Consider the following 12520-nt stretch of genomic DNA (forward strand, 5'->3'; position numbering starts at 1 on the left):
GTGCTTCGCGCCCCGGCGTGCTGTCGGGGTGCCCTGTCTCCATTCTGCAATTTTCTTGCGCAACCTGTCTCATTTTGGCACGGAAGTTGCGCAATGACTTGCGCGCGGGGGGCGGGAGTGTTATGCCGCAGTGCAACATGAACCGCGGCAGGACAGCGACAATGGCGAACGACTTCACCCCCGGCACGATCTATCTGGAAGACCTTGAAATCGGCATGAGCCGTTCGCTGCACAAGGTCATCACCGACAAGGACATCGAGATGTTCGCCGAGGTCTCGACCGACCACAACCCGGTGCACCTCGATGCCGATTATGCCGCGAAGACCATGTTCAAGGGCCGCATCGCGCATGGCATGCTGTCGGCCGGGCTGATCTCGGCGGTGATCGGCGAGCAGCTGCCGGGCCATGGCACGATCTACCTCGGCCAGTCGCTGAAGTTCCTCGCGCCGGTGCGTCCGGGCGACGAGGTGGTCGCCGAGGTCAAGGTGGTGGCGATCGACCACGCCCGTCGTCGTGTCACTCTTGAAACCACCTGCTCTGTGGGCGATACCACCGTCATCAAGGGCGAAGCGCTGGTTCTGGCGCCCTCGCGGAACTGAGACGCGCCGGCCACGGCGCCGGAAGACGGGGAAGATGCAGACGTTCACCCACTGGCAGGATGTGCCCGAGGCGTTTCGCGGCGCCTCGGTCGCGATGGGAAATTTCGACGGGATCCATCTCGGCCACCAGTCGGTGATCGATCTCGCGCGCGGCAAGGGCCCGCTTGGCATCGTCACCTTCGAACCGCACCCGCGGCAGGTCTTCGCCCCCGAGGCGCCGCCCTTCCGGCTGATGAATGCCGAGGCGCGGGCGCACCGGCTGGCGAAGCTCGGCGTCGAGCGGCTGTTCCAGCTTCCCTTCGATCGCGCCCTTGCCGGGATGAGCGCCGAGGCCTTTGCCCGCGACGTGCTGGCCGAGGGGCTGGGCGTGCGCCATGTCGCCGTGGGCGGTGACTTCCGCTTCGGCAAGGCGCGCGAGGGCGACACCGCGACGCTGATCGAGCTCGGCCGCCGCTTCGGCTTCGAGGTGACGGTGGCGCCGCTGCTGCATCTCGAGGGCGTCGAGATCTCCTCGACCGCGATCCGCAAGGCCCTGGCCGAGGGCCGCCCGCGCGATGCCGCGGCGATGCTCGGTCACCTGCACCGCATCGAGGGGCCGGTCCTGCACGGCGACAAGCGCGGCCGCGATCTGGGCTTTCCGACCGCGAACATGAGCGTCGCCGGGCTGCACCTGCCGCGGCTTGGCGTCTATGCGGTGAAGTTCGACGTGCTCACAGGCCCGCATGCGGGCAGCTACGAGGGTGCGGCAAGCCTGGGCGTGCGGCCGATGTTCGGCGAGAACACCCCCAATCTCGAGACCTATGTCTTCGACTTCAAGGGCGATCTTTACGGCGCCGACGTGTCGGTGGCGCTGGTCGAGTATCTGCGCCCCGAGCTGCGCTTCTCGAGCCTCGACGCGCTTGTCGACCAGATGAAGGCCGATTGCGCGCAGGCGCGGATGATCCTCTCGGGGGCGTGACGCGCGCCCCCCTTCCCCTTGGCCCCAGTTTACGGCAGGGTGCGCCGATGACCGATCTTCGCCCCGAATTCTGGACCCTGCCGCTCGCGAAGCTGACGCCCGCGGAATGGGAAGCGCTGTGCGACGGCTGCGGCCGCTGCTGTCTCAACAAGCTCGAATACGAGGACACGGGGGAGCTTGAATTCACCCGCGTCGCCTGCCGGCTGCTCGATGACGAGACCTGCCGCTGCACCCGCTATGAAACGCGCCACCAATACGTGCCCGAATGCGTGCTGCTGACGCCGAAGTCGATCCGCAAGATCGCCTACTGGATGCCCGCGACCTGCGCCTATCGGCTGCGCTTCGAGGGCAAGCCGCTCGAACCCTGGCACTACCTGATCTCGGGCTCGCATGAGACCGTGCACGAGGCGGGGGTCTCGGTGCGCGGGCGGACGGTGTCGGAAACCGAGGTGCCCGAGGATCTGTGGGACCAGTTCATCATCGAGGAACCGTGATGCATTTCGCCTCTGACAACACCGCGGGGGTGGCTCCGCAGATCATGGCGGCACTCGAGGCCGCGAATGCCGGCAACGTGCCCTCCTATGGCGCCGATGCGCTGACCGAGGCGGTGACGGTGCGGCTGCGCGAGATCTTCGAGGCGCCGCAGGCCGCGGTCTATCTGGTGGCGACGGGGACGGTGGCGAATGCGCTGTCCTGTGCGATGTTCTGCGCGCCCTGGGAGACGGTGTTTTGCCACCGCACCGCCCATATCGAGGAAGACGAGTGCGGCGCGCCCGAATTCTTCATCGGCGGCGGCAAGCTGACGCTGGTCGACGGGCCGCATGCGAAGATGGACCCGGCGGCGCTGCGCCGCGCCATCGCCCATACCGGCCGCGGCGGCATCCACAACCTGCAGCGCGGCATGGTTTCGATCACCAATGCGACCGAGGCGGGCTCCGTCTATTCGGTGGCCGAGGTGACGGCGCTGGCGGAGGTCGCGCGCGATTTCGGCCTGCCGGTGCACATGGACGGGGCGCGTTTCGCAAATGCCCTGGTCGCGACCGGGGCGAGCCCGGCCGAGATGACCTGGAAGGCGGGTGTCGATGTGCTGAGCTTCGGCGGCACGAAGAACGGCTGCATGGGCGTCGAGGCGGTGATCCTGTTCGACCCCGCCCGCGCGCGCGACTTCGAGCTGCGGCGCAAGCGTGGGGGGCATCTCTTCTCGAAGCACCGCTTCCTTGCGGCGCAGATGCTGGCCTATCTGGCGGGCGGGCTGTGGCTCGATCTTGCCGCCCATGCGAATGCGATGGCGGCGCGGCTGTCCGAGGGGATCGCGGCCTTGCCGGGGGCGAGCCTCGTGCATCCGACCGAGGCGAACGCGGTCTTCGCCGCCGTCCCGCGCGCCGCGCATCGCCGCGCGCAAGCGGCGGGCGCGGCCTATTACCTGTGGCCCTTCGACCAGTCGCTCGATGGCCCGGGCGAGGAGCCGCTTGCCGCGCGGCTGGTGTGCAGCTGGGCGACGACCGAGGAAGAGATCGACGAGTTCCTCTCGCTTCTGCGCTGAGGCCAGGGGGGCGCCGCCCCCCGCTGCGCTCCCCCCCGGAGTATTTTTCCAAGGCAAGGCCGAAGCGGGAGGGGCGTCGCCCCCTCAGCTGCGCTCGAGGTTCAGCGCGATCAGATCGGTGACCTGGCGCGTGTGGGTGAGCGGCAGCATGTGGCCCGCGCCCGGCACGCAGGCGGTGCCGACATCGGCCATGCGCGCGGCCAGCGCCTCGCAGACCCGCGCCGAGATCGGCGGGCTCTGATCGCCATGGATCAGCATCACCGGCGCGTCGATCGCCTCGATCCCGCCCGGGCGGCAGATCCGGCCCGGGTCCTCGAAATTCGCCGGGGTGACATTTGCCACGATCGGCATCTGCGCGATGAAGCGGGCGCGGTGGCGGTCGGGGATCGTGTCCCAGGGCACGCCCGCGCCCCAGTCGCGCACGAAGCGGCGCGCGGCCTCTTCCAGCGAACCTTCGGCGAGGAGGGTGTCGAGGTGGTCCTGATGCGGGCGCAGCTCGGCCCATTCGGGGCTGTCCTTCGCGGCGGCGAAGAGCACCGGCTCGATCAGGGTGAGCGAACGCACCGCCTCGGGGGCGGCCACCGCAATGCGCAGCGCGACCGAGGCGCCGAAGCTGTGGCCGATCAGGTCGACGGGCCGCTCGATGAAGGAGGCGGCGATGCGGGTGGCGAGCGTCTGATAGGCGCCGGGCGCCGCGCCCTCGGCCTCCCACGGGTCCGACTTGCCATGGCCGGGCAGGTCGAAGGCAATGGTCGAGAGCTCGGCGAGCGGCGCCAGCAGCGGCCCCCACATGTCCGAGGTGCCGAGCATGCAGTGGATGGCAAGCGCCGGGCGCGGGCCGGTGCCGAACACCTGCCAGCTGATGCCGGTGCCCTCGCGGATGTCCTTTTCCATCACAGCGCTCCCAGCTCCTCGTCGAGGAAGTCGAGCCGGTCCTGGCCCCAGAACCGCGCATCGGTCTCGCGCAGGATGTAGAAGGGCGAACCGAAGACACCGCGCTCGACCGCCTCCTCGAGGTTGCGCTCGTAGGCGAGCGCACCGGTGAAGAGACCGGTGCTGACGAGGTTCGGATCGAAGCCATGCGCGGTCAGAAGATCGCGCAGCACCTCGTCCTCGGCGATGTTGCGCCCCTCGGCCCAGAGCGCGCGGCCGATCGCGTGCACGAGCCCGCCGAGATCGCCGCCGCCCGCCGCCTGCGCCGCGATCACCGCGTAAGAGGCGGGCGCCGGGTTCGGCGGATAGCCCGCGGGCGCCAGCGTCAGCGGCAGGCCGAGCCGTTTCGACCAGCGGGTGAGTTCCTGGCTGCGATAGGCGAGCCGGTTCGGGTGCCGGCCGGCGGGGCGGGTGCCCCCCGTGCGGTCGAAGAGCCCGAGCAGGTCAAGCGGCTTGTAGGCGATCTCGGCCCCGTGGCGGGCGGCGATTTCCTCGAGTCGCAGCCCGGCAAGGTAGGTCCAGGGGCTGAAGACCGAGAAAAAGTAGTCGATATGGGCCATCAGGGCTCCTTTGGGGCATGCACGGCGTTTGCGGGGAGGCTAGCCCGGTGCTAAGGCAGGCGCAATCTTCGCGAATCCGCCGGTCTGCTCCCGGCGCAGACCAGAGGTAGCTGATGCCCGTCATGACTGAACCGAAACTCATTGCTGGCAATGCCAACACGCCGCTCGCCCATGCCATCGCGCGCCGGATGTCGATGCACCGGGGGATGTCGGTGAACCTCGTCGACGCCCGGGTCGAGCGCTTCAACGATCAGGAGATCTTCGTCGAGGTCTACGAGAACGTCCGCGGCGAGGACATGTATATCATCCAGCCGACCTCGAACCCGGCGAATGACAACCTGATGGAGCTGCTGATCATGACCGACGCGCTGAAGCGCTCCTCGGCCGATCGCATCACCGCCGTGATCCCCTATTTCGGCTATGCCCGTCAGGACCGCCGCGCCAAGGCCCGCACGCCGATCTCGGCCAAGCTGGTCGCCAACCTGCTGACCGAGGCCGGCGTCGACCGGATCCTGACGCTCGACCTGCACGCGGCGCAGATCCAGGGCTTCTTCGACATCCCCGTCGACAACCTCTATGCCTCGCCGGTCTTCGCGCTCGACATCCTGCACAACTTCAAGGGGCAGCTCGACGACGTGATGGTGATCTCGCCCGACGTCGGCGGCGTGGCCCGTGCCCGCGAGCTCGCAAAACGCATCGGCGCGCCGCTCGCCATCGTCGACAAGCGCCGCGAGAAGGCGGGAGAGGTTGCCGGCATGACGGTGATCGGTGACGTGACCGGCAAGAAATGCTTCATCGTCGACGACATCTGCGACACCGCGGGCACGCTGTGCAAGGCGGCCGAGGTGCTGATGGAAGCCGGCGCGACCGAGGTTCATGCCTATATCACCCATGGCGTCCTGTCGGGCCCGGCGGTCGAGCGCGTGCGCAACTCGGTGATGAAATCGCTTGTCATCACCGATTCGATCCAGGCGACGCCGGCGACGCTTGCCTGCCCGAACATCCGCATCGTGCCGACCGCGCCGATGTTCGCCCAGGCGATCCTGAACACCTGGTCGGGCACCTCGGTCAGCTCGCTGTTCGAGACCGACACGCTGGTGCCGATCTACGAAGGCTTCTACTCGCAAAGCTGATCTCAGCCGAGGCGACGGATCAAGGGCCCGGGGATTTCCCCGGGCCTTTTCCTTGCGCGAAGGTCGGATTGCGCGGGGGCGCCGATCGGCGCAGTCTTGGGCGATGCGGCTGTTCCTGCTCACCACCCTCGTGATGATCGCCTTCGCGGCGAATTCGGTGCTGAACCGGATGGCGGTCGGCGTCGCGGGGCTCGATCCGGCGCTGGCGGGCGTGGTGCGGCTCGGTGCGGGGGCAGGGGTGCTGATCGCCCTGACGCTCGCCCGGCGGGGCAGTGCCGCGCTGCGCCTGCCGCCGCGGGTGGCGCTCGCCGGGATGGCGACGCTTTTTCTCTATATCCTCGGCTTCACCCTGGCGAACGGTCGCATCGACGCAGGCGTCGGCGCGCTGATCCTCTTCGGCTCGGTGCAGATTACCATGTTCGCGGCGGCGCTGATCGGCGGCGAACGGGTCGGGCGCTGGCGGCTGATCGGGGCGGGTGTGGCCTTTGCCGGGCTTGCAGTGCTGGTGGCGCCCGCGGGCGGTGTCTCGGTCGATCCGCTGGGCGCGGCCTTCATGGCGGCGGGCGGGTTCGGCTGGGGGCTCTATTCGCTGAACGGCCGGCGGGCGCGTGATCCGCTCGGCGCGACGGCGGTGAACTTTTCACTCGCGCTGCTGCCGGCGCTGGCCTGGCTTGCGCTGCGGGGCGCGGTGCCGGCACCCACCTGGGGGATCTGGCCGGCGCTCGTCTCGGGGGCGGTCACCTCGGGGCTTGGCTATGCGCTGTGGTATGCGGTGGTGCCGCGCCTTGCCAAAAGCCTTGCGGCTGTCGCGCAGCTCTCCGTGCCGGTGCTGGCGGCGCTTGGCGGGGCCATATTGCTCGCCGAGGTGCCGGGACCGCGCTTCTGGGTGGCGGCGGTGCTGGTTCTGGGGGGCATCGCGCTGTCGCTGCGCAAGGGCTAGGGGCGCTGCCCCTCTGGGCCTGCGGCCCATTCACCCCGAGGTATTTTGAGCAAGATGAAAGCCTCTTCATCTTGCCTGAAATACCTCGGGGTCCGGGGCAGAGCCCGGCGCTCAGAGCACGCGGTTGACGTGGCCCATCTTGCGACCGGGCTTGGCCTCGGCCTTGCCGTAAAGATGGATCTGCGTGCGCGGCTCCTTCGCCAGCGTCGGCACCTGTGCGACATCGTCGCCGATCAGGTTCAGCATCTCGACATCGGCATAGCGGCTGCCGTCGCCCAGCGGCCAGCCGGCGAGCGCGCGGATGTGCTGTTCGAACTGGTCGACGGTGCAGCCCGCCTGCGTCCAATGGCCCGAGTTGTGGACCCGCGGCGCGATCTCGTTCACCAGAAGACCCTTCGGCGTGACGAAGAGTTCGACCCCCAGCACGCCGACGTAATCGAGCGCGTTGAGGATCTTCGCCGCGATCAGCACCGCGTCCGAACGCAGCGCGGGCGAGATCCGCGCCGGCACCGTCGTCGTGTGCAAAATCCCGTCGCGGTGGACGTTCTCGCCCGGATCGAAGCAGGAGACCGACCCGTCAAGCCCGCGCGCCGCGATCACCGAGATCTCGCAGCTGAACTCGACGAAGCCCTCGAGCACGGCGGGCGCGCCCGCCATCGCGGCAAGCGCGGCGGGCGCGTCCTCGGGCGTCTTGATCCGCGCCTGGCCCTTGCCGTCATAGCCGAGCCGGGTGGTCTTGAGAATCGAGGGCGTGCCGATCGTGGCGAGCGCCGCCTCGAGCGAGGCCATGTCCTCGACCGCGGCCCAGGGGGCGGTCGAAAGGCCGATCCCGTTCAGGAAGGCCTTTTCCTGCAGCCGGTCCTGCGAGATCGCCAGGGCCCGGCGGTTCGGGTGGATCGGGCGCAGCCGCTCGATCAGATCGAGCGCGGCGGTCGGGATGTTCTCGAATTCATAGGTCACCACGTCGACGCTTTCCGCAAAGGCGGTCAGTGCGGCCTCGTCCTCGTAAGGCGCGGTCGTCACCTTCCAGGCGACCTGGCCCGCCGGCGGTTCGGCACCCGGCTCGAAGATGTGGCAGCGAAAGCCGAGCCGCGAGGCCGCGACCGAGAGCATGCGGCCAAGCTGGCCGCCGCCGAGAATGCCGATGGTGGCGCCGGGTTTCAGGGTCTCAGTCATCTTGCGGCTCGTCGGGAATGGAGGCGGAAAGGGCGGCGCGCCAGGCGTCGAGGCGTTCGGCGAGCGCAGCGTCGGAGATCGCGAGGATGCCCGCGGCCATCAGCCCGGCATTCGCCGCGCCCGCGGCACCGATCGCCATGGTGGCGACGGGGAAGCCCTTCGGCATCTGCACGATCGAATAGAGGCTGTCGACGCCCGAGAGCGCCTTCGTCTGCACCGGCACGCCGATCACCGGCACCCGGGTCTTCGAGGCCATCATGCCCGGCAGATGCGCGGCGCCGCCGGCGCCGGCGATGATGACATGGAGCCCGCGCTCGACCGCGGTCTTGCCATAGCTCCAGAGCCGGTCGGGGGTGCGGTGGGCCGAGACGATCTTCTTCTCGTAGGGAACGCCGAGCTCGTCGAGCACCGCCGCCGCCTCGCGCATGGTCGCCCAGTCGGACTGGCTGCCCATGATGATTCCCACTTTCACGCTCATCGCCGCCCTCGCTGTTGTCGCGCGGGCACTATAGGCGGCAGGTCCGGAACGGCAAGGGGGCCGGGCGGGGCAGGGGCCGCCATCAGGCGATGATGTCGGGGGTGAGGCGGTCCTCGATCCGGGCGATCTGGTCCTTGAGCGACAGTTTCTGCTTCTTCAGCCGCACGATGCGCAGCTGATCGGGATGGCCGGTGTCGACGAGCGCCGCAATCGCCTCGTCCAGATCGCGATGTTCGCGCCGAAGGACCGCAAGCTTCAGCCGCAGCACTTCTTCGGTGTTCATCTCGACGGGGGCATCGCTGTGGGCGTTCATGTCCGGCTTTCGGGCTTCTGACTGGCTCTGGCTTGCAAGGCTCGCGGGCGACTCGGCCCCCGGGTGAAGACAAATATAACAATTCCTTGCGCTTGCGGGGAAAAATTCGTGGTGCGGGCGGCCGGGGGCGCCCCCTTGCAGCCGCCGCGTCGCCTGCCCATATCTGTGCAGAACGGGCTGCCGAAGTGCGGGGCCCGCAACCGCAACGTCGCTGATCAAGGGCTTGCCTGATGACGAAACTGAGCTTTGGCGCGCATCCCTATCTGCTGGGCTTCGACCAGCTGGAGCGCCTTGTCGAGCGGACGGCCAAGTCCGGCTCCGACTCCTATCCGCCCTACAACATCGAACAGAACGGCCCCGATGCCTTCCGCATCACCCTTGCGGTGGCGGGCTTCGCCGAGGATGACCTGGCGATCACCATGGAGGACCGGGCGCTGGTGATCCGCGGCCGGCAGGCCGATGACCTCGGCGAGCGGATCTTCCTGCACCGCGGCATCGCCGCGCGCGCCTTCCAGCGCAGCTTCGTGCTGGCCGATGGCGTCGAGGTGGCGGGGGCGGCGCTCGAGAACGGGCTGCTGCATGTCGATCTGAAGCGGGTGATGCCCGATCCGGTGGTGCAGTCGATCCCGATCCGGCGGCGGTGAACATCAGGCAAGGAGGCTGAAATGGACACGAGATATGATTTCGGCGCAGAGACGGGCGAGCGCATCGTCTATGTCCGGCCGGTGGCGGTGGCGGACCTGCCCGAGGAAATCCGGGCACAGGCCGCGGGGCTGACCCAGCTTTACGCGCTGTGCGACGCGAATGGCGAGCGGCTTGCCCTCGTCAAGGACCGCTGGATGGCCTTTGCGCTCGCGCGCGAGAACGAGGTGCAGGCGGTCAACGTGCACTGACCCGCGGGCAGGGGGCCTCGCCCCGATGGCCCCGCCCGAGGGAAACACCCCGGCGGAAAAGCGAAACGCCCCGGCGCAGGCCGGGGCGTTCGTCTTTTCGGGCTGAGGGCCGATCAGGCCTTGATCAGGCCCATCGACTCGAGCTTCAGGATCACCTGATGCGCGCAGTGGTCGACATCGACGCCGGCGGTGTCGACGCGCAGCTCGGGGGTCGCGGGCTCTTCATAGGGGTCCGAGATCCCGGTGAATTCCTTGATCTTGCCTTCGCGCGCGAGCTTGTAGAGGCCCTTGCGGTCACGCGCCTCGCATTCCTCGATCGAAGTCGCGACATGGACCTCGACGAAGGCGCCATAGGCCTCGATCATCTCGCGCACGGCGCGACGGGTCGCGGTGTAGGGCGCGATCGGGGCGCAGATCGCGATGCCGCCGTTCTTGGTGATTTCCGAGGCGACATAGCCGATGCGCTTGATGTTGATGTCGCGGTGCTCCTTCGAGAAGCCGAGCTCCGAGGACAGATGCTTGCGCACCACGTCGCCGTCGAGCAGCGTCACCGGGCGGCCGCCCATTTCCATCAGCTTGACCATCAGCGCGTTGGCGATCGTCGACTTGCCCGAGCCCGAGAGGCCGGTGAAGAAGACGGTGAAGCCCTGCTTGGCGCGCGGCGGCGAGGTGCGGCGCAGCTCGGTCACCACTTCCGGGAAGGAGAACCATTCCGGAATGTCGAGACCTTCACGCAGGCGGCGGCGCAGTTCGGTGCCCGAGATGTCGAGCACGGTGCAGCCTTCCGGCACCTCGTTCGCGGGGTAGTACTGGGCCTTCTCCTGCACATAGACCATGTGCTTGAAGTCGACCATGACGACGCCGATTTCCTCTTCGTATTTCTTGAAGAGTTCCTGCGCGTCATAGGGACCGTAGAAGTCCTTGCCGGCGCTGTTCTTGCCCGGGCCGGCGTGGTCGCGGCCGACGATGAAGTGGGTGACGCCGTGGTTGCGGCGGATCAGCCCGTGCCAGACGGCCTCGCGCGGGCCGGCCATGCGCATGGCCAGGTTCAGCAGCGACATCGTCGTGGTCGACTGCGGGTATTTGTCGAGCACCGCCTCGTAGCAGCGCACGCGGGTGAAGTGGTCGACGTCGCCCGGCTTGGTCATGCCGACGACCGGATGGATCAGCAGGTTCGCCTGCGCCTCGCGCGCGGCGCGGAAGGTCAGTTCCTGGTGGGCGCGGTGCAGCGGGTTGCGGGTCTGGAAGGCGACGATCTTCTGCCAGCCGAGCTTGCGGAAATAGGCGCGCAGCTCGTTGGGCGTGTCGCGGCGGGCCTTGAAGTCGTAATGCACCGGCTGCTGGATGCCGGTGACCGGGCCGCCGAGATAGACCGGGCCCGCGACGTTGTGCAGGTAGTTCACCGCCGGGTGGGCGAGGTCATCGGCGCCGAAGACCTTCTCGGCCTCGCGCGCCTTGTTCGGCACCCACTTGTCGGTGACCGACAGGATCGCGAGGATCACGCCTTCCTGATCGCGCAGCGCGATGTCGGTGCCGGGCGCGATGCCCTCGGCGAATTTCTCGCTGACGTCGAGGGTGATCGGCATCGGCCAGAGCGAGCCGTCCGCGAGGCGCATGTCCTCGACGACGCAGTTGTAGTCTTCCTCGCTCAGGAAACCCTTGAGCGGGTTGAAGCCGCCGTTCATCAGCAGCTCGAGGTCACAGATCTGACGCGGGGTCAGATCCCACGAAACGAGGTTGCCCGCTTCGATCTTCAGCTTCTGCGCAGACTCGTGGGAAACGTAGAGCTCCGGGATCGGGGCGAGATTGGGAAGGGACATCGCGGGACCTGTCTAATTGACGTCAAATGCGGAAAGAGTGCTGGAAGACACCCTGCCGGGCCTTAGCCTGCAAAACGCGCGTGTTGCAAGCGTCTGGTCGTGAACCGGCAGAAAAAAGCCGGTTATCGGGTATTTCGGCACCATTTTGGGCCAAAATCCGGCATTTCGAGCGGGCGGGCGACGGATTTTCCGCTGCCCCCCGGACGTAGCGTCACTCCTGCTCGGCGAGCCAGCGCTCGGCGTCGAGCGCGGCCATGCAGCCCATGCCCGCCGAGGTCACTGCCTGGCGATAGGTGTGGTCGGTCAGATCGCCCGCGGCAAAGACCCCCTCGATCGAGGTGCGGGTGGTGCCGGGCTCGACCTTGACGTAGCCGCCGTGGTGCAGCTCGAGCTGATCCTTCACCAGCTCCGAGGCGGGGGCATGGCCGATCGCCACGAAGAAGCCGTCGCAGGGCACCACGGTTTCGGCGTCGGTCTTCACGTTGCGGATCCGCACCCCGGTGACGCCGAGCGGCGCGTCGGTGCCGAGGATTTCCTCTGGCACCGAGTCCCAGATCACCTCGACCTTCGGGTTGCGGAACAGCCGGTCCTGCATGATCTTCTCGGCGCGGAAGCTGTCGCGGCGGTGGATCACCGTGACCTTGGTGGCGAAATTGGTCAGGAACAGCGCCTCCTCGACCGCGGTGTTGCCGCCGCCGATCACCACGACCTCCTTGCCGCGATAGAAGAAGCCGTCGCAGGTGGCGCAGGCCGAGACGCCGAAGCCCTTGAACGTCTCTTCCGAGGGCAGGCCGAGCCAGCGCGCCTGCGCCCCGGTGGCGAGGATCACCGCATCGGCGACATAGGTCGTGCCGGAATCGCCAAGCGCCACGAAGGGCCGGTCGCCGAGGTTGAGGCTGGTGATCGTGTCCGAGATGATCTCGGTGCCCATGGCGCGGGCGTGTTCTTCCATCTGCACCATCAGCTCGGGCCCCTCGACCGCGGTGCGGCCGGGCCAGTTCTCGACCTCGGTGGTGATGGTCAGCTGGCCGCCGGGCTGGATGCCCTGCACCAGCACCGGGTTCAGCATCGCGCGCGCGGAATAGACGGCGGCGGTATAGCCCGCAGGCCCCGACCCGATGATCAGAACGCGTGTCTTCTTCGTCTCGCCCATGGCAGCCTCCCGGTTTCTGGC

Annotated in this window: 15 protein-coding genes; 8 read left to right on the forward strand and 7 right to left on the reverse strand. The window is 68.1% G+C overall.

The genetic code is table 11. The features are described 5' to 3' along the window. Positions 1-161: 161 nt before the first annotated feature. Genes AC0QTQ_RS05150 through AC0QTQ_RS05165 form a run of 4 tightly spaced genes read left to right on the forward strand, consistent with a single transcriptional unit; the run spans position 162 to position 3100 of the window. Complete coding sequence (locus tag AC0QTQ_RS05150) at positions 162-599, forward strand: MaoC family dehydratase (protein WP_480258583.1); 438 nt, start codon at positions 162-164, stop codon at positions 597-599. Positions 600-633: 34 nt separating this feature from the next. Further along, positions 634-1557, forward strand: coding sequence for a bifunctional riboflavin kinase/FAD synthetase (locus AC0QTQ_RS05155; protein WP_480258584.1), 924 nt, complete (start codon positions 634-636; stop codon positions 1555-1557). A 47-nt stretch (positions 1558-1604) separates the two neighbouring features. Next, positions 1605-2051 carry a YcgN family cysteine cluster protein gene (locus tag AC0QTQ_RS05160; protein ID WP_121530278.1) on the forward strand — a complete coding sequence of 149 codons (447 nt, stop codon included), beginning with the start codon at positions 1605-1607 and terminating at the stop codon, positions 2049-2051. Next, positions 2051-3100 (forward strand): threonine aldolase family protein, encoded by a 1050-nt coding sequence (locus tag AC0QTQ_RS05165; RefSeq protein WP_480258585.1) that lies wholly within the window; start codon positions 2051-2053, stop codon positions 3098-3100. The genes AC0QTQ_RS05160 and AC0QTQ_RS05165 overlap by 1 nt, the downstream gene beginning before the upstream one ends. Before the next feature lie 84 nt (positions 3101-3184). Here the strand turns inward: AC0QTQ_RS05165 and AC0QTQ_RS05170 are convergent, their stop codons facing one another. Both AC0QTQ_RS05170 and AC0QTQ_RS05175 read right to left on the reverse strand, forming a co-directional pair. Further along, a complete protein-coding gene (locus AC0QTQ_RS05170; protein WP_480258586.1) occupies positions 3185-3994 on the reverse strand; it encodes an alpha/beta fold hydrolase in 810 nt (269 codons plus the stop codon). Further along, complete coding sequence (locus AC0QTQ_RS05175) at positions 3994-4593, reverse strand: DsbA family protein (RefSeq protein WP_480258587.1); 600 nt, start codon at positions 4591-4593, stop codon at positions 3994-3996. Before AC0QTQ_RS05175 ends, AC0QTQ_RS05170 begins: the two co-directional genes overlap by 1 nt. Positions 4594-4706: 113 nt before the next feature. On the opposite strand from AC0QTQ_RS05175, the gene AC0QTQ_RS05180 reads away from it, so the two are divergent. Together AC0QTQ_RS05180 and AC0QTQ_RS05185 are read left to right on the forward strand one after the other, a co-directional pair. Next, complete coding sequence (locus AC0QTQ_RS05180) at positions 4707-5726, forward strand: ribose-phosphate pyrophosphokinase (RefSeq protein WP_480258588.1); 1020 nt, start codon at positions 4707-4709, stop codon at positions 5724-5726. A 103-nt stretch (positions 5727-5829) separates the two neighbouring features. Further along, entirely contained in the window at positions 5830-6666 is an 837-nt protein-coding gene (locus AC0QTQ_RS05185; protein WP_480258589.1) for a DMT family transporter, read from the forward strand. Between the two features lie 111 nt (positions 6667-6777). Here the strand turns inward: AC0QTQ_RS05185 and AC0QTQ_RS05190 are convergent, their stop codons facing one another. From AC0QTQ_RS05190 to AC0QTQ_RS05200, 3 genes are all read right to left on the reverse strand, one after another. Continuing rightward, complete coding sequence (locus AC0QTQ_RS05190; RefSeq protein ID WP_480258590.1) at positions 6778-7842, reverse strand: 5-(carboxyamino)imidazole ribonucleotide synthase; 1065 nt, start codon at positions 7840-7842, stop codon at positions 6778-6780. After that, positions 7835-8320, reverse strand: a complete 486-nt coding sequence (purE, locus tag AC0QTQ_RS05195) for a 5-(carboxyamino)imidazole ribonucleotide mutase (protein WP_121530285.1) — start codon at positions 8318-8320, stop codon at positions 7835-7837. The genes AC0QTQ_RS05190 and purE overlap by 8 nt, the downstream gene beginning before the upstream one ends. Positions 8321-8402: 82 nt before the next feature. After that, positions 8403-8633, reverse strand: coding sequence for a YdcH family protein (locus tag AC0QTQ_RS05200; RefSeq protein ID WP_121530286.1), 231 nt, complete (start codon positions 8631-8633; stop codon positions 8403-8405). A 230-nt stretch (positions 8634-8863) separates the two neighbouring features. On the opposite strand from AC0QTQ_RS05200, the gene AC0QTQ_RS05205 reads away from it, so the two are divergent. Both AC0QTQ_RS05205 and AC0QTQ_RS05210 read left to right on the forward strand, forming a co-directional pair. Then, positions 8864-9277 (forward strand): Hsp20 family protein, encoded by a 414-nt coding sequence (locus AC0QTQ_RS05205; protein ID WP_121530287.1) that lies wholly within the window; start codon positions 8864-8866, stop codon positions 9275-9277. Positions 9278-9298: 21 nt separating this feature from the next. Next, positions 9299-9526, forward strand: a complete 228-nt coding sequence (locus tag AC0QTQ_RS05210) for a DUF1150 family protein (protein WP_121530288.1) — start codon at positions 9299-9301, stop codon at positions 9524-9526. A 113-nt stretch (positions 9527-9639) separates the two neighbouring features. Here the strand turns inward: AC0QTQ_RS05210 and AC0QTQ_RS05215 are convergent, their stop codons facing one another. Then, complete coding sequence (locus AC0QTQ_RS05215) at positions 9640-11346, reverse strand: bifunctional sulfate adenylyltransferase/adenylylsulfate kinase (RefSeq protein ID WP_480258591.1); 1707 nt, start codon at positions 11344-11346, stop codon at positions 9640-9642. Between the two features lie 211 nt (positions 11347-11557). Then, positions 11558-12499: a thioredoxin-disulfide reductase gene (trxB, locus tag AC0QTQ_RS05220; protein WP_480258592.1), complete on the reverse strand. Its 942-nt coding sequence runs from the start codon at positions 12497-12499 to the stop codon at positions 11558-11560. Positions 12500-12520: the final 21 nt, after the last annotated feature.

The organism is Paenirhodobacter sp. YD-8, from assembly GCF_056590935.1.